This is a genomic window from Amycolatopsis sp. M39 (assembly GCF_001651785.1).
In the GTDB taxonomy this organism is placed as follows: domain Bacteria; phylum Actinomycetota; class Actinomycetes; order Mycobacteriales; family Pseudonocardiaceae; genus Amycolatopsis; species Amycolatopsis rubida.
This window is the reverse complement of the sequence record NZ_LWSF01000048.1, coordinates 1-18,543: the sequence shown is the minus strand read 5'-3', so window position 1 is coordinate 18,543 and position 18,543 is coordinate 1. Positions and strand designations below refer to the sequence as shown.

At 71.5% G+C, this 18,543-nt stretch carries 3 protein-coding genes and 1 pseudogene; 2 read left to right on the top strand and 2 right to left on the bottom strand.

Annotated elements, in window-relative coordinates:
* The first annotated feature begins 57 nt into the window (after positions 1 to 57).
* Together A4R44_RS44455 and A4R44_RS44450 are read left to right on the top strand one after the other, a co-directional pair.
* Entirely contained in the window at positions 58 to 1,386 is a 1,329-nt protein-coding gene (locus A4R44_RS44455) for an HNH endonuclease signature motif containing protein (protein ID WP_067595552.1), read from the top strand.
* A gap of 218 nt (positions 1,387 to 1,604) precedes the next feature.
* Positions 1,605 to 1,874, top strand: coding sequence for a hypothetical protein (locus A4R44_RS44450; protein WP_093572946.1), 270 nt, complete (start codon positions 1,605 to 1,607; stop codon positions 1,872 to 1,874).
* 162 nt (positions 1,875 to 2,036) lie between these two features.
* On the opposite strand, the gene A4R44_RS44445 is transcribed toward A4R44_RS44450, so the two are convergent.
* A complete protein-coding gene (locus tag A4R44_RS44445) occupies positions 2,037 to 2,312 on the bottom strand; it encodes a TetR/AcrR family transcriptional regulator (RefSeq protein WP_067595550.1) in 276 nt (91 codons plus the stop codon).
* A 291-nt stretch (positions 2,313 to 2,603) separates the two neighbouring features.
* A pseudogene (locus tag A4R44_RS44440) lies at positions 2,604 to 18,362 on the bottom strand (SDR family NAD(P)-dependent oxidoreductase); the annotation flags it as partial.
* Between the last annotated feature and the right edge of the window lie 181 nt (positions 18,363 to 18,543).

Sequence of the window (18,543 nt, the reverse complement as noted above, 5' to 3'; positions counted from 1 at the left end):
CGGGTTGACCACTTCGAGCTATAGCGTAATCGAACGCCCGTTCGATTCAATGAAGGCGTGAGCACGACTACGACGCTCCCCGCCTGGCAATTGCCAGACNTGCCAGACCGGGACCTGACCACCAGACTCCTGACCACTCAACGACAGCAGAACGTCGCTTACGCCGCACAACTGGAGACCATCCGGGAACTGGAATCGCGCGGCGCCTTGCCGGAGGGCTACACCTCGACCTCGGCCTACCTGGCGACGATCCTGCACGTGACCCTGCGCGAGGCCCGCTCCCGGCTCGCCCAGGCCACCGGCACGCTGCCGCTGACCTGGAAAGCCCTGTCCGCGGGCGAAATCACCGCCCAGCACGCAGCGGTGATCGCCGAATTCCTCGCTGCCGCCCCGCGGTGGCTGACTCCCGAGGACTACACCGTCGCCGAAGACACCCTGGTGACCCTCGCGGCGCAGGCCAACCCCAGCATCGTCCGCCGCGCCGCGACCCGGCTGAAGATCTACTGGGACAGCGATCCCGCCGACGCACCCGGCTCGCCCGACCTGGACCACGGCTTGGACCCCGACTCGGTTCCCGGCTCGGACTCGGGCTCGCGTCCCGAGGAAGCCGCCCGCCCCCGGCGGGAGTTCCGCTGGCAGTGGACCCAGGGCGGCCGTTTCCGCTTCAGCGGCAACGTAGACCACGAAACCGGCACCCTGATCGAACAACTGCTGGTCCCCCTGGCCGCACCGGACCCCGCGATCACGCCCGGCACCCCCGACCCCCGCACCCCGGCCGAACGCCACGGCGACGCCATCGCCGCGATCGTCGACCTGGCCGCCCGCACCCCGGACCTGCCCGCCAAAGCCGGCGAACGAGCAGTCGCGACGGTGACGGTCGACTTGGAGACCCTGCGAGGCACGGCGAAAACCCTCGTCACAGAAGACGAATCCGTGCTGACCGCGGCTGATCTGCGCCGAATCCTGTGCGACGCCAAGGTCTACCCCGCGGTCCTGGGCACCGAGGGCCAGGTCCTGGACCTGGGCCGCTCCACCCGCACCGCCACGAACGCCCAGCGCCGGGCCCTGGCGATCCGCGACCGCGGCTGCACCTTCCCCGGCTGCGACCGCAGTCCAAAGTGGACCACCCCGCACCACATCGTCCACTGGGCCCATGGCGGTCCCACCGACCTGGACAACCTCGCCTCCTGCTGCGAACGCCACCACCGCCTGCTGCACCACAGCGGCTGGAAGATCGTCATCCGCGAAGGTGCCGTGCACTGGATCCCGCCTTCCATCCTCGATCCGGAGCGGAAACCGCTGCGCAACACCGCCCACAACCCACCGCCCACCCCCTTGCGAACCGCGACCATGAGCACCCCTCCCCCGCCGCGCCAAGGCAGCTAGGGGTCGTCCAGCGCCGCGCACTCCTGGTTTCGCGACCGCGGTGGTGGTTTTGCGAGCACACTCACCACAACCCTGAGCCGCTGACAACCAGGGATCCACCGGGGATAAGGGTGGGTAAACCCCAGGGAAGCTTCAGGAGCACACCCCATGGCTCCGGCGGCCCCATTCCGAGAAACTAGGTACATCAACGAAACACCCCCCTCAACCAGGAGGCCATCATGATGACGATCACCACCGCCCCCGGCGTCACCCAGCGGATGCTCTCGAACGGCCACCTGGAGCTGACCTGCCGCACGTCCAACCGGCACATCGAGTGCGAACCGGTGGCCGCCGCGATGTGGATCGCCCTGAAGCAGCACAACGGCGACGTCGACCGGGCCGCAAGCACCCTGTCCGCCCTGTGGCACACGAACGAAGACGACACCCGCTACGACCTGATCGCCCTGGCCGGTTCCCTGTGCTCCTTGGGCATGGCCACCGAGTCGTGACCGGCACCGCCTGAGCCCGCCTGCACAACGCGCCACGCGACGCACTCGGCCGAAGCCCCAGCACGCCCCCGGACACAACAACCTGCCTGCCCAGCCCCAGGCGTCAGGACTGGTCGAGAGCCCGCTCGATCGCGCGGCGCGCCCGGCCCGCCACCGCCGCAGTCAGGTCCGCGCGCAGCCGCCGCAATCCGGACGACTCCGGCAGCGCCGGCCCGACCACCCGATGCCAGAAGTCCACGCCTTGTCCAGTGTGGAGATCCGCAAGGTCTCCTTGGTGCCGAAGTGCTTGTGCACCCCGGACTTGCTCATCTCCAGCTCGTCGGCGAGCCGTCCGATCGTGACGCCGTCCAGCCCCTCTTCGGAGGTGACCTCGCCCCGGCTGGCCGCCAAGGTCGTGGACGCCCGGTCGACCCGCGAAACCGGACCATTCCGGGTCACCGCGGTCCCCGCGGTCGACAGATTGGGCGACCCGCAGCCGAACCGGGCGGTCGAGGCCGATGGACAACACGTTTTCCAGTGCCCCAGCCGCAGTCGCCCGGGAACTCGCCGATCACCACCAGATACCACCGTTGCGCACCCCGCCGGAGACACCAGCAGCCCGTGCCGATGATCGTGATCGGCACGGGCTGCCAGATGACCAGCGCTAGTTGTCCGCACCGAGCCGTTCGTTGTCCGTCCTGGACTGCCGCAGCGCGGCGACGATCTGCTCGGTCGAAAGAGCGGACTCGGTCACTCGGATTCGTCCCGTTCGTCGGTGCCGCCCATCGCGGAGCGGACCAGGTCGGCCAGGTCCATCGAGGCGACCGCGGCCGCCGCGTCGTCGGTGCCGTTCAATTCCTCGACCGTCTCCTCCGAAGCAGCAGGAGCCAGTTCGGCCAGCAGGTGCCGGGCCAGCGGCAGCGGGCTCGGGTAGTCGAAGATCAGCGTCGCGGGCAGCCGCAGCCCGGTCGCGGCACCGAGCCGGTTGCGCAGCTCCAGCGCGGCGAGCGAGTCGATGCCCAGGTCGGTGAAGCCCTTTTCGACCCCGACCGCTGATGCGTCGTCGTATCCGAGGACTGCCGCCGTGTGCTCGCGCACCAGGTACAGCGCCGCCGAGTCCCGCTCGTCCGCCGGGAGCGTGGCGAGCTTGTCGGCGAACCCGGCTTCCGGCTCTGCCGACGAGGCGACGGCCGCCCGCCGCGGTGCGACAGTGACGAGGCCCTTCAGCAGTGCCGATGCCCGGTCGGCGTCCTTGAGGTGGAGCTTCACCGGCACCAACGCCGCCGACGAAGCAGCCAGCGCGGCGTCGAACAGCTCCAGCCCCTCAGCCGCGGACAGTTCCGCGACCCCGGACCGGGCGATATGCGCCAGGTCCACCTCGCCGTCGGTGCCTTCCCACGGACCCCACGCGAGCGAGGTCGCGGGGAGGCCGAGAGAAGAGCGGTGCTCGGCCAGCGCGTCCAGGAACACGTTGCCAGCCGCGTAGTTCGCCTGTCCCGCGGCGAGCAGCAGGCCGCCCGCCGAGGAGTAAAGGACGAACGCCGCGAGATCCCGGCCAGCCGTCAGCTCGTGCAGGTTCCATGCCGCGTCGACCTTGGGCTGCAACACGTTCTCGACCTGCTCCGGTGTCAAGGCACTCAGCACCGCGCTGTCCATCTGCCCGGCCGCGTGCACCACGGCGGTCAGCCGCGGCAGCGTGTCGAGCAGCTTCTCCAGTGCCTCCCGGTCGGTGACGTCGCACTCGGCCACCGTCACCTTCGCGCCCTCGCCGGCCAGTTCGTCGACCAGTCCCCGCGCCCCCGCCGCGTCGAGACCGCGACGGCTGGTCAGGACCAGGTCACGGGCACCGCGAGCGACCAGGTGCCGGGCCAGCAGCCCGCCGAGCAAGCCCGCGCCGCCGGTGATCAGCACCGTGCCGTCCGGGTCCCATTCGACCGTCTCGCCGACCTCGGTGACCCGGGTCAGCCGCGGCACGCGCACCTCGCCGTTCCGCACTCGGGCCTCCGGCTCGCCGGACGCGACGACCGCGGGCAGCGCCCGAGCCGACTCCGCCGCGGCGTCGAGGTCCACGACCTGGATCCGGCCGGGGTTCTCCGCCTGCGCGGCCCGCACCAGACCCCAGACCGGAGCCTGCGCCAGCTCGCCGCGAGTGACCACGACCAGCTTTCCGTCCCCGGCCGACAGCCAATTCTGCAAGTGCCGCAACGTTTCCTGCACCACCTGGTGCACCTGCGAAGGCACCGCTCCGGTGCCGGAACCGACCGGCAGCACCAGGACATCCGCATCGACCGGCTCGGCCTTCAGCGGCACCCCGAGACCGAGGTCATCGGTGCCGAGCACCGCCCAGCCGTCCAGCGAAGGCACCAGCCGGACGCCCGAAGCGGGCTGCCATTCGATCCGGTACAGCGAGTCCGGCACCTTCGTGCCGAGCTGGCCTTCCGACACCGGCCGCGTGACCAGCGAAGCGATCTGGGCCACCGGAGCACCAGCAGCATCCGCCAGGTCGAGCGACGAACCGCTCTCGGTCTCGCGGACCCGCACTCGCAGCGCGGTCGCACCGCTGGCCTGCAGCGACACCGAGTTCCACGCGAACGGGATCGTCGTTTCGGTCAGCGCCTTCGGACCGCCCGGGATCAGGAAATCCGTCGCGCCGAGTGCCGAGTCGAGCAGGCCCGGGTGCAGGCCGAATTCGTTCGCCGCGGTGCCTTCCGGCAGCGCGACCTCGGCGTACACCTCGCCTTCGCGCAGCCAGATCGCCCGCAGGTTGCGGAACGTCGGCCCGTAGCCGAAGCCGAGGCCGGCCAGGTCGTCGTACAACCCGGTCAGGTCAACCGATTCGGCACCGGACGGCGGCCACTCGCTCAGCGAGAATTCCGCGGCCGCGCCGTTGGCCAGCGTGCCCGCGGCGTGCTGAACCCAGCCCGCCTCCGTCCGCGAGTGCACCGACAGTTCCCGGCGACCGCTGCCGTCCGGCGCGCTGATGACTACGCGCAGGTCGACCCCGTCGTCGGCCAGCAGCAATGGCGCCTGCTGGGTCAGCTCCTCCAGGAGATGGCAACCGACCTGCTCCCCGGCGTGCACCGCCAGCTCGACGTACGCGGTGCCGGGCAGCATCGTCCGCCCCATCACCACGTGGTCAGCGAGCCACGGCTGCGTCGCGACCGACAGCCGTCCGGTCAGCACCGCGCCGCCGTCCGGCAGTTCCACCAGGGCGCCCAGCAGCGGGTGTCCGGCGGACTGTGCGCCCAAAGTGCTGACGTCGCCGGTCGGCTTCGTCGCGTCGAGCCAGTACGACTTGTTCTGGAACGCGTAGGTCGGCAGGTCCACAGTGGACGCACCTTGGCCGGCGAACAGCGCCTTCCAGTCGATCTTCGCGCCCCGGGAGTACAGCGTGGCCAGTGCGGTGAACACGGTCGGCACCTCGGCCCGGCCTCGGCGCATCGCGGGCACCTGGACAACCCGGTCCGGCCGGTCGGCGACCGCGGTGTCGCATTCGCGAGCCATCCCGGTGAGCACCGCGTCCGGACCCAGCTCCACGAACCGGGTCACCCCAGCGGCCAGCAAAGTGCTGACCCCGTCGGCGAACCGGACGGCCTCCCGCACGTGGCCCACCCAGTACTGCGGCGAGCACAGCTCGGCGGCGGTCGCGATCTTGCCGGTCACGTTCGACACCACCGGGATCGACGGCGCGGAGTAGCTGAGCTTCTCCGCCACCACCGAGAACTCGGCCAGCATCGGCTCCATCAGCGACGAGTGGAACGCGTGCGACACGACCAGCTGCTTCGTGCGGCGGCCGGCGTCGGAGAAGGTCGCCATCGCGGCCTTCACGTCCTCTTCCGGACCGGAGATGACCACCGACCGCGGCCCGTTCACCGCCGCGACGTCGACGCCGGAAGGCAGCGAGGCTCGCACCTCGTCCTCGGTGGCCGCGATCGCCGCCATCGCGCCTCCGGCCGGCAGCGCCTGCATGAGCCGGCCGCGAGCGGCGACCAGCGAGCAGGCGTCGGCCAGCGAGAACACCCCGGAGACGTGCGCCGCGGCGAGTTCGCCGATCGAGTGCCCGGCGAGGTAATCCGGCCTGACGCCCCACGATTCGACCAGCCGGTACAGCGCGACCTCGATCGCGAACAGCGCGCATTGCGTGTACGCGGTCTGGTTGAGCAGCGGCGAGTCTTCCCAGATCACCTGCTTGAGCGGGGTGTCCAGCTCGACGTCGAAGAGTCCGCAGATCTCGTCGAACGCTCCGGCGAAGGCCGGGAACGCCTCGTACAGCCCGCGTCCCATGCCCGGCTGCTGCGCGCCCTGTCCGGTGAACAGGAACGCCGTCAGGTCGGCCGCGCTGACCGTGCCGGCCACGGTGCCCGCCGGGGTCCTGCCGTCGGCCAGTCCGTCGAGCGCCTTCAGCGCCGCTTCGCGGTCGGCCGCCAGGACCACCGCGCGGTGGTCGAGCGCGGCGCGTCCGGTGGCCAGCGAGTAGCCGATGTCGGTCAGGCTGACGTCCGGGTTGGCCCGCAGGTGTGCGGCCAGCCGGGCGGCCTGGTCGGCGAGCGCCGGGGCGACCGAACCGGCCAGCGGCAACGGGATCGCCGGGAGTTCCGGTGCGGTGCGCCGGGTTTCCTTGGCCGGAGCGGGCGGGGCCTCCTCGATGATGATGTGCGCGTTGGTGCCGCTGATGCCGAAGGACGAGACGCCAGCACGACGCGGGTGACCGTTGCGCACCCACGGCCGAGGTTCGGTGAGCAGCTCGATGTTGCCCGTGGTCCAGTCGACGACCGGCGACGGCGCGTCGACGTGCATCGTCTTCGGCAACATGTTGTGCCGCAACGCTTGCACGACCTTCATCACGCCGGCCGCGCCACCGGACGCCTGTGCGTGCCCGATGTTCGACTTCACCGAACCCAGGTACAGCGGCCGGTCGCGGTCCTGGCCGTAGGTGGCCAGCAGCGCCTGCGCCTCGATCGGGTCGCCCAGCTTGGTACCCGAGCCGTGTGCCTCGACAGCGTCCACATCGGACGGATTCAATCCACCAGCGGCGAGCGCCGCGTGGATCACGCGTTCCTGCGAGGGGCCGTTCGGGGCGGTCAGGCCGTTGGACGCACCGTCCTGGTTGACCGCGCTGGAGCGGACCACCGCGAGCACCTCGTGCCCGTTGCGCTGCGCGTCGGACAACCGTTCCAGCAGGAGCAGACCCGCACCCTCGGCCCAGCCGACGCCGTCGGAAGCCGCGGAGAACGACTTCGACCGGCCGTTGGGCGAAAGCACGCCCTGACGGCTGGAGTCGACGAACAGGTCCGACTGCGACAGCACCGTGACACCGCCGGCGAGCGCCAGTCCGCACTCGCCCGCCCGCAGCGCCTGCACCGCGAGGTGCAGCGTGACCAGGGAGGACGAGCACGCGGTGTCGACCGTCATGCACGGGCCCTCAAGACCGAGCAGGTAGGAGATGCGGCCGGAGACGACCGCGCCCGAGCTGCCGTTCGGGATGTAGGCGGCGACGTCGAGCGGAGCGCCCGGGGCGCGGCTGCCGTAGTCGTCGTACATCGCGCCGGTGAAGACACCGGTCAGGCTGCCGCGCAACGCGGTCGGGTCGATCCCGGCGCGTTCGATGGCCTCCCACGCGGTTTCCAGCAGGAGCCGCTGCTGCGGGTCCATCGCCATCGCCTCGCGCGGGCCGATGCCGAAGAACGCCGGGTCGAACTCCGCCGCGTCGTGCAGGAAGCCGCCCTCGTTGGCATAGGTCTTGCCGCGCTTGCCCCGCTCCGGGTCGTAGATGCCTTCGGTGTCCCAGCCGCGGTTGGTCGGGAAGCCGGAGACCGCGTCGACCTCGTCGACCAGCAGCCGCCACAGGTCCTCCGGCGACCGGACGCCGCCGGGGTAGCGACACGCCATGCCGACGATCGCGATCGGTTCCTGCATCGACGCGTTCGTCCGGGCCGTCGTCGCCGGGGTCTTCGCGACCGCGCCGAGCAGCTTGCCCTTGACGAAGTCCGCGACGGCCTTGGCGGTCGGGTGGTCGAAGATCAGCGTCGCGGGCAGGGTGAGGCCGGTCGCGGTGCCGAGGAGGTTGCGGAGTTCGACCGCGGCGAGCGAGTCGAAGCCCAGTTCCTTGAACGCCCGGGTTCCGTCCACTTCGGACTTGTCGGCATAGCCGAGCACGGTGGCCACCTGCGTGCGGACGAGGTCGAGCAGCACCCGGTCCCGTTCGCTTTCGACCAGCGCGGCCAGTTCGCCGGCGAGCGCGTTGTCCGCCGCCTTGGCCGCCTTCGCCACGCGACGTGCCTTCGGCGGCACGAAACCACGCAGCAGCGCGGGCAGTTCGTCGGTGCGCGCCCGCAGTGCCGGGACGTCCACGCGAAGCGGCGCGATGACCGCGTCTTCGGTGGCCACGGCGGCGTCGAACAGGGCGAGACCCTGCTCGGCGGTCACCGCGGGCAGGCCGAGGCGGGCCATCCGGGCGAGGTCGGCTTCGGCGAGGTCGCCGCCGAGTCCGGTGTTCTCCGCCCACAGACCCCAGGCCAGCGCGGTAGCCGGAAGCCCGGCCGCACGCCGGTGTTCGGCGAGCCCGTCAAGGAAGGCGTTGGCCGCCGCGTAGTTCGCCTGCCCGGCCGGAAGTACCTGGCCGCCCGCCGAGGAGAACATGACGAACGCCGACAGCTGCCGGTCGGCGGTCAGCTCGTGCAAGTGCCAGGCCGCGTCGGCCTTCGGTCGCAGCACCGCGGCTAGCTGCTCAGCGGTGAGCGAATCGAAGACGCCGCTGTCGGCGGTACCGGCGGCGTGCACGACCGCGCCGAGGTCCGGCAGGCCGTTGATCAGCTGCTCGACCGCCGCGCGGTCAGCAACGTCGCAGGCCGCCACCTGGACCGTCGCGCCCAGGTCAGTCAGCTCTTCGGCCAGCTGCGCGGCACCCGGTGCGGCAAGCCCGCGACGGCTGGTGAGCACGAGACTCCGCACGCCGTGCTCGGCCACCAGGTAACGCGCCAGCAGACTGCCGAGACCGCCGGTGCCACCGGTGATCAGGACCGTGCCGTCCCACGACGCGGTGCCGGTCGATTCGGTGCGGGTGTAGCGCGGAGCGAGCACCGAACCGGCGCGGATCGCGGCTTCCGGCTCGCCCGAAGCGACCACCGCGGCGATCGTCTCGACCTTCGTGTCCGCGTCCGCGTCGATCAGGAACACGCGTCCGGGGTGTTCGGCTTGCGCCGCCCGGGCGAGGCCCCACAGCAGACCCTGCGTGACGTCCACCGTGGACGCCGTCGACGCCGTGGACTCGCCCGCCGGAACCGCCGCCTGCGTGACGATCGCGAGTTTCGTGTCGGTCAGCCGCGTTTCGGCCAGCCACGCCTGGATCTCGGCGAGCAGCCACGTCGCGTTCGCCCGAGCCGCTTCCGGCACCGCGCCCGCCGCGGCAGGCACCGAGAGCGTCACGAGACCGGGCACCGGCTCGCCGCGATCGACGGCCCCGAGCAGGTCCGCGAACCCGCTGTAGGTCGCGGCCACGCCGACCCGGCCACGGCCGATCGCGACGACGTCGCCCGGCTCCGCGGCCGGGACCGGCACGGACTGCCAGCCGATCTTGAGCAGTGAACCGTCGGTGGTCTCCGCCGGTGCGGCCAGTTCGGTCCGCACCGGCCGCGAGACCAGCGACTCGACCGACGCGACCGGGTTGCCTTCGCTGTCGGCGACCTCGATCGAGGACAGCTCGTCGCCGTCCAGCCGCACGATCCGCACCCGCAGCACCGAAGCGCCGACCGCGTGCAGGGTGACGCCGTTCCAGACGAACGGAAGCAGCGTCGAACCGCTCGGGTCGCCGAGGAGGTCGGCGTGCATCGCGGTGTCGAGCAGCGCCGGGTGCAGGCCGTACGAGCCCGCCGTGGACGCGGCCGGTTCCGGCAGCGCGACCTCGGCGAACACCTCGTTGCCCCGTCGCCACGCGGCCGTGAGCCCCTGGAATGCCGGGCCGTAGCCGTAGCCACGCTCGTTGAGCCGCTCGTACGCACCCTCGACCGGGATCGGGGTCGCGCCCGCCGGCGGCCATTCGGTGAGGCCAGCGGGTTCCGGCCGGGCAGTCGCGGACAACGTGCCCAGCGCGTGCTGGGTCCAGTCGCCGTCCGATTCGACCGGGCGCGAGAACACGGTGACTGGGCGACGCTCGCCGTTCGCGGGGCCAACCACGACCTGCAGCGCGACCGCGCCGTCCGGCGGCAGGACGAGCGGCGCTTGCAGCGTCAGCTCCTCCACCGTCGGGTGGCCCACCTGGTCACCGGCGGCGACGGCCAGTTCGACGAACCCGGTGCCGGGCACCAGGATCGCGCCCTTCACCACGTGGTCGGCGACCCACGGCACCGAAGCCGCGGACAACCGTCCGGTGAGGACAGTGGTGTCCGAACCGGACAGTGCCACGACCGCGCCCAGCATCGGGTGCGCCAGCGGCTGCTGACCGACTGAAGTGACGTCGCCGGACGGAGTCGCGTCGAGCCAGTAACGCTTGTGCTGGAAGGCATACGTCGGCAGGTCCAGCCGGACCGGACCGTCGCCGAGCAGCGGCCCGAGCTTCACCGCGCCGCGGATGTGCAGGCGACCGGCCGCGGTGAGCGCGGTGCGCACCTCGTCCTGGTCGCGCCGTCCGAACGGAACGAACTCGGCTTCGGCGCTCTGCTGGCCGAGCGCGGACAGCACGCTGTCCGGCCCGATCTCCAGGAAAGTCCGGACCCCGCTCTCCGCCAGGGTCGTGACCGCAGCGCCGAATCGGACGGTCTCGCGGACATGGGTGACCCAGTACTCCGGGGACCGCAGCTCGTCGTCGGTGGCGAGTTTCCCAGTGACCGTCGAGACAATCGGGATCCTCGGCGCCTCGTATGTCAGCCCCGAGGCGATCTCGCGGAACTCGTCGAGCATCGGCGTCATCAGTGGCGAATGGAACGCGTGGCTCACGCGCAACCGTCGCGTTTGGACATCGCCGGCAGCCCGCTCGATCTCGGCGACCACGTCCGCCTCGCCCGAGACGACCACGGCGGCCGGGCCGTTCACCGCTGCGATGCTGACCGCGTCCTCGTGGCCTCGCAGCAGTTCCCGGACCGCGTCTTCGGTCGCGGCGAGCGAGACCATCGCGCCGCGACGGTCGTTCAGCGCGCCCATCAGCCGGCCGCGCGCGGCGACCAGTTTTGCCGCTTCCTCAAGGGAAAGCACACCCGCGACGTGGGCCGCGGCCAGCTCGCCGATCGAGTGCCCGGCGAGCGCGTCGGGCCGGAAGCCCCACGACTCGGCGAGCCGGAACAGCGCGACCTCGACCGCGAAAAGCCCGGTCTGGGTGTACTGAGTCTGGTCCAGCAGACCGCGGTCGGCGAGTTCGGTGGTGCCGAACACGACGTCTCGCAACGGAACGTCGACGAGCGGGTCGATCGCCGCACACACCGCGTCGAACGCGGTCGCGAAGCCCGGGTACGCGTCGTACAGCTGGCGTCCCATGCCGACCCGCTGCGCGCCCTGACCGGAGAACAGGAAGGCGAGCTTCCCGTCCACGGCCTGCCCGGTCGGCGCGTCTCCGCCAGCCAGCGCGTCGAGTCCGTCAGCGAGTTCTCTCGTGGTCTCGGCGACAACGACCGCGCGGTGTTCCAGCGAGGCACGCGTCGCAGCCAGCGAACGCGCGACCTCCGCGACGGAAACACCTTCAGCGATCCAGGAACGCAGTCGCGCCGCCTGTCCCCGCACCGCTGCGGCGGACCGGCCGGACAGCGCGACCGGCGCGATCGTCTGCGTCTCCGACGGCCGCTCGACCGGAATCGCCGGTGCCTGCTCCAGGATCACGTGCGCGTTCGTGCCGCTGATGCCGAACGACGACACCGCGGCGCGCCGCGGCCGGCCGACCTGCCACTCCCGCGACTCGGTCAGCAGCCGGACCGCACCAGTCTCCCAATCGACCACAGTGGACGGACGGTCCACGTGCAGCGTCTGCGGCAACTGGCCGTGCTGCATCGCCATGACCATCTTGATGATGCCCGCGACACCCGCTGCGGCCTGTGTGTGCCCGATGTTGGACTTGATCGACCCGAGCCACAACGGCTCTTCTCGGCCCTGGCCGTAGGTGGCCAGCAGTGCCTGTGCCTCGATCGGGTCGCCCAGCGTGGTGCCGGTGCCGTGGCCCTCCACAGCGTCCACTTCGGACGGCTGCAGACCAGCATCAGCCAGCGCCTTGGCGATCACCCGCTGCTGCGAAGGACCATTCGGCGCGGTAAGGCCGTTCGACGCGCCGTCGTGGTTCACCGCGGAGCCCCGGAGGACCGCGAGCACCGGGTGGCCGTTGCGACGTGCGTCAGACAGCCGCTCGACGAGCAGCATGCCCGCGCCCTCGCCCCAGCCGGTGCCGTCCGCCGCTTCGGCGAACGCCTTGCACCGGCCGTCGGCGGAAAGCCCGCGCTGACGGCTGAAGTCGATGAAAGTGTCCGGAGTGGACATCACGGTGACACCGCCGGCCAGCGCCAGCGTGCACTCGCCGCGACGCAGTGCCTGCACCGCCCAGTGCAGTGCGACCAGCGACGACGAGCACGCGGTGTCCACCGTGACGGTCGGGCCTTCCAGCCCGAGCGCGTACGACACCCGGCCGGACACGACGCTGGCGAGGCTGCCGTTGCCGAGGTAGCCCGCGATGTCGTCGGAAACCGTGCCGAGGCGGGTCCCCCAGTCGTGGTACATCACGCCGGCGAACACCCCGGTCGCGCTGCCGCGCAGGCCGACCGGGTCGATTCCGGCCCGCTCGAAGGCTTCCCAGGAGACCTCCAGCAGCAGCCGCTGCTGCGGGTCCATCGCCGCCGCCTCGCGCGGGCTGATCTCGAAGAAGTCCGCGTCGAACTCGGCCGCGTCGTGCAGGAAGGCGCCGTGCTTGACGTAGGAGCGGCCGGGCTTGCCGGGCTCCGGGTCGTAGAGGGAGTCGACGTTCCAGCCACGGTCGACCGGGAAGCCGGACAGCGCTTCCTCGCCCTCGGACACGAGCCGCCACAGGTCTTCCGGCGTCTCGACGCCACCCGGGTAGCGGCAGGCGATGCCGACGATGGCGATCGGTTCCTCCGGGTCCACAGTGGTCACCGGAGTGACCGTCTGCACCGGGGTGAGACCGGCCAGCCGCGACGCCAGGTACTCGGCGAGCGCACGCGGCGTCGGGTAGTCGAACACCAGCGTCGCGGGCAACCGCATGCCGGTGACCGAATCGAGGATGTTGCGCAGTTCCACCGCGGCCAGCGAGTCGAACCCGATCTCGCCGAACGGGCGGGCCGGGCTGATCGCGTCCGCGCTGTCGTGGCCGAGAACGGCCGCGACGTGCGTGCGCACCAGGTCGAGCAACGCTCGGTCCCGGTCGGCCTCGGCGAGGTGCGCGAACCGCTCGGCGAACTGCCGCTCGGGCGTCACTTCCCCGCTGGCGACGGCGATCCGGCGACGGCCTGCGGGAATGAGCCCGCGCAGCACCGCCGGGACATCCTCGCCGCGCGACCGCAGGGCAGCGCGGTCAACGCGGGTCGGGACGACCGTCGGAACACCGGTGCCGAGCGCAGCGTCAAGAGCGGCAAGGCTTTCCGGCACGGTGAGCGGAGCCAGCCCCAGCCGCGTGATCCGATTTCGGTCCACTTCGGACAGTGTCGCGCCCATGCCGATCGCTTGACCGGCGTCGGGTGCCCACAGCCCCCAGGCCAGCGACGTCGCGGGCAAGCCGGCGGCGTGCCGGTGCTCGGCCAGTGCGTCGAGGAAGGTGTTGCCTGCGGCGTAGTTCGCCTGTCCGGCACCGTCGGCGAGCCCCGCCGAGGAGGAGAACAGCACGAACGCCGACAAGTCCAGCTCCGCGGTCAGCTCGTGCAGCGCCCACGCCGCGTCGAGCTTCGGGGCCAGCACCGCGTCGAGCTGCTCGGCGGTCAGCGAGCCGATCATCGCGTTGTCGAGCACGCCAGCGGTGTGCACGACGGCGGACAGCGGGTGCTCGGCCTTCTTGATCGCCGCCGCCAGCGAACGCTTCTTGCTGACGTCCGAGGCGACCACCTTCGCGGTCGCACCCAGCTCCGCCAGCTCTTCGACCAGTTCGGCCGCGCCCGGTGCGTTGAGGCCGCGACGGCTGAGCAGCAACAGGCTGCGGACGCCGTGTTTCGTGACGAGGTGCTTCGCGACCTGGGCACCGAGACCGCCGGTGCCGCCGGTGATCAGCACGGTGCCGTCGGCGCGCCAGGTCGGCTCCCCGCCTTCGGCGGCCAACCGGACCATCCGGCCGGTCGAGACCGTGTCACCGTCGATGCGCAGCTCCGGTTCGCCCGAGCCGAGCGCGGTGGCCAGGGTCGCCGCCGTGACCGTGCCCTCGACCAGGACCACGCGACCAGGGTGTTCGGCCTGCGCCGAACGCACCAGCCCGCGGACCGCGGAGTCGGCCAGCGAGCCGCGCGTCAGCACGACCAGGCGCGCACCGGCGTAGCGGTCGCCTTCCAGCCACTGCTGCAGCACAGTCCGCACGCGGTGCGCGGTCTGCTTGGCAGCGGCGGCGATGTTATTGCCCGGCACGGAAACCGGCAGCAGCACGACGTCGGGCACTTCGACCAGCGACACCAGCGAGTCGACCACCGGAACGTCGAAACCGCTGATCGAGCCCAGCGAAGCCAGCGTCGGCAGCTCGGCCGAGCCGGTGACCGGCGTCCATTCGACGGTGTACAGCAGGTCACGCGCCTGGGTGCCGAGGTCGGCCTCGCGGACCGGCCGCGAGCGGAACGACTCGACTGACAGCACCGGCATACCGGCCACGTCCGTCACGTCGATCGAGACGCCGCCGGTGGCCGGGGACGTGATCCGCACCCGGACCTCGGTCGCGCCGGAAGCATGCAGCCGCACGCCGGTCCACGCGAACGGCAGCCGGATCTCGTCCGGCTCGCGTGCCTCGCCCGGGGCGAAGTCGGTGGCGTGCAGGACCGCGTCCAGCAGCGCCGGGTGGACGCCGAACGCCGCGTCGCGACCGGTCGCGGGCAACGCGACCTCGGCGAACACAGTGCCGGCTACGTCGTCACGCTTCCACGCGGTGCGCAGGCCCTGGAACAGCGGGCCGTAGCCGTAACCCTGCTCGGCCAGTTCGGAGTACAGCTCCGACGTGGCCACGACCTCCGCACCAGCGGGCGGCCATTCGCCGGGCGGCGCGGGCTCGACCACCGGGCCGGCGGCGAGGACGCCGACGGCGTGCCGGGTCCAGGCCGCGTCGGCGTCGTGGTCGGGACGGGAGTGGAACTCGATCGTGCGGCGGCCGTCGACGTCCGGGCCGACCAGCGTCTGCAGCGCGACACCACCGGTCTCCGGCAGCGCGAGCGGGGCCTGCAGCGTCAGCTCGTCGACCACGCCAAAGCCGACCTGCGCGGCGGCGTGCAACGCCATCTCGACGAACGCGGTGCCCGGCAGGACCGGGGTGCCCGCGATCGCGTGGTCAGCCAGCCACGGGTGCGTCCGGAGCGCGACGCGACCGGTGAGGACCAGACCGTCGTCGCCTGCCAGACCGATTTCAGCGGCAAGCAACGGGTGCCCGGAAGCCAGCTGGCCGAGGTCCGCCGCGTCGCCGTGGCCGGTCGGCGCGGTGAGCCAGTAGTGCTGGTGCTGGAAGGCATACGTCGGCAAGTCGACAATCCGCGCCGAGCCGAAGACCGCCGCCCAGTCGATCGCCACGCCGCGGGTGTGCAGGCGGCCGAGTGCGGTCGCGAGGGTGGTGGCCTCGGGCCGATCGCGGCGCTGCGCGGGGGTGAACGCGATGGCGTCGCTCGTGCCGGCGGCCATCGCCGAGAGCACGGCGTCCGGGCCGACCTCGATCGCGGTGGTCACACCAGCGTCGACCAGGGCCTGGACCCCGTCGGCGAACCGCACCGCGCGACGGACGTGCCACAGCCAGTACCCCGGCGAGCACAGTTCTTCGGCGGTCGCGATCCGGCCGGTCACGTTGGAGACGACCGGGATCGCCGGGGCCGCGTAGTCGACCACCTCGAGGATCTCGCGGAACTCGGCCAGCATCGGCTCCATCAGCGGCGAGTGGAACGCGTGCGACACACGCAGCTCGCTGATCTTGCGGCCCTGCATGCGGAACACCGACACGACGGCTTCCACCGCCTCGCGCTCGCCGGAGACGACGACCGACGTCGGGCCGTTCACCGCGGCCAGGCTGACCTGGTCGCCCAGCAGCGGCTGGACCTCGTCCTCGGTCGCCGCGATGGCGACCATCGAACCTCCTTCCGGAAGCGCCTGCATGAGCCGTCCGCGAGCAGCGACGACCAGGCACGCGTCGGCGAGCGACCACACGCCCGCGACGTGCGCGGCGGCCAGTTCGCCGATCGAGTGGCCGAGCAGGATGTCCGGCCGCACGCCCCACGATTCGAGCAGCCGCGCCAGCGCGACCTCGACCGCGAACAGCGCGCACTGCGTGTACTGCGTCTCGTTCAGTTCCTCGGCGTTGTCGCCGAAGAGGACGTCGCGCAGCGGGGTCTCCATCTGCACGTCGAGGTGGTCGACGGCCTCGTCGAAGACCTCGGCGAACTTCGGGCATTCCAGGTACAGCTCGCGCCCCATCGCGAGGCGCTGCGAACCCTGTCCGGTGAACAGCATCGCGAGCTTGCCCGGGGTGCGCTCGCCGATGACGACATTCGGGTCCTGCTCCCCCGCCGCCAGCGCCTGCAACCCGCGCACGGCGTCGGCGACGTTCTCCGCGACCACCACGGCGCGCTGGTCGTGCGCGGCGCGGGTGGTGGCGAGCGAGAAGCCGAGGTCAGTCAGGTTGCCGCTTTCCACAGTGGACACCAGTGCGGCGGCCTGCGCCTTCAGCGCTTCCGCGCTGCGCGCCGAGACAACGAGCGGCACGACCGGCAGCTCGGCACTGGTGGTTTCCACGGTCTCGACGACCGGAGCCTGCTCGATGATGACGTGCGCGTTGGTCCCGCTGACGCCGAACGACGAAACGCCAGCGCGGCGCGGACGTTCGATCGCCGGCCATTCCCGCTGCTCGGTCAGCAGCTCGACGGAGCCCGTGGTCCAGTCGACGTGTGGCGTCGGCTCGTCCACGTGCAGCGTCTTCGGCAGCACGCCGTGCCGCATCGCCTCGACCATCTTGATCACACCCGCGACACCCGCCGCGGCCTGCGTGTGGCCGATGTTCGACTTGATCGACCCGAGCAGCAACGGCGTCTCGCGGTCCTGCCCGTAGGCGGACAGCAGCGCCTGCGCCTCGATCGGGTCACCAAGCCGGGTGCCGGTGCCGTGTGCCTCGACGGCGTCCACATCGGACGCTTCCAAGCCAGCGTCGGCCAGCGCACGCTTGATCACACGCTGCTGCGACGGGCCGTTTGGCGCGGTAAGGCCGTTCGACGCGCCATCGGAGTTGATCGCCGAGCCGCGGACCACGGCTAGCACCGCGTGTCCATTCGCGACTGCGTCGGAAAGCCGTTCCAACACCAGCACGCCAACACCCTCAGCGAAGCCAGTGCCGTCCGCGGCGGCCGCGAAAGCCTTGCACCGGCCGTCTTCCGCCAGACCACGCTGACGGCTGAAAGCGGTGAACGTGCCCGGCGCACCCATCACCGCGACGCCACCGGCCAGCGCGAGCTGAGTTTCGCCGCGCCGCAACGCCTGCACCGCCAAGTGCAGCGCGACCAGCGAACCGGAGCAAGCGGTGTCGACGGTCAGCGTCGGCCCCTCCAGACCGAGCGCGTAAGCGACGCGACCGGAGACGACGCTGGGCGCGTTGCCGGTGAGCATGTACCCGTCGAGACCGTCGGGAGCTTCGTGCAGCCGCGGGCCGTACTCCTGCGCCTCCGCGCCGATGTACACGCCTGCCGGAGTGCCGCGCAGCGTGGACGGGTCGATCTTGGCCCGCTCCAACGCTTCCCACGCGGTCTCCAGCACGAGCCGCTGCTGCGGGTCCATCGCGGACGCTTCGCGCGGCGCGATGCCGAAGAACCCGGCATCGAATTCCCCGGCGCCGGGCAGGAATCCGCCCGAGGTCACGTAGCTGCTGCCCGGCTTGTCGGGGTCCGGGTCATACAGGCTGTCGAGGTCCCAGCCGCGGTCCTCCGGGAAACCGGAGATGGTGTGCACCCCCTCGGCGACCAGCTGCCACAACGCTTCCGGCGACACCGCGCCGCCCGGGTAGCGGCAGCCGATGCCGACGATGGCGACCGGCTCGTCGTTCGCCGCACCGGCGGCCAGCGCCGCGACGGACTCCTGGACGCCGAACACCTCGGCGTGCAGGAAGCGGGTGACCGCGGCCGGGGTCGGATAGTCGAAGGCCAGCGTCACCGGCAGCTCCAGCCCGGTCGCGTCGGTCAGCTGCGCGTGCAGCTCCACCGCCGCGAGCGAGTCGAAACCGTGGTCGGAGAACGCTTTCTCCGGGTCGAGGACGGCCGGAACCTCGGGCAGCGCGGCCTGCAGCGCCGCCCGCGTCGCGTCGTGGACCACGCCGGCGAGGAACCCCGCGCGGTCCGCCGGCGGCAGAAGCGTCAGCCGCTCCGCGAAGCCGGATTCCCGATTCTTCTCACTCTCACGCATTGCGCACTCCACCGCGGTAGCCAGGCAGCATTCATGGGTCGTCGATCGGATCGTAGGGCGGACTCGGGCCGCGCCGGATCCCCAGAAAACGTCGTTAGGGGCGGGAAATCACCAGGCGATGCGCAGGAGCGACGGACCCCGCACGATGACGCCGTAC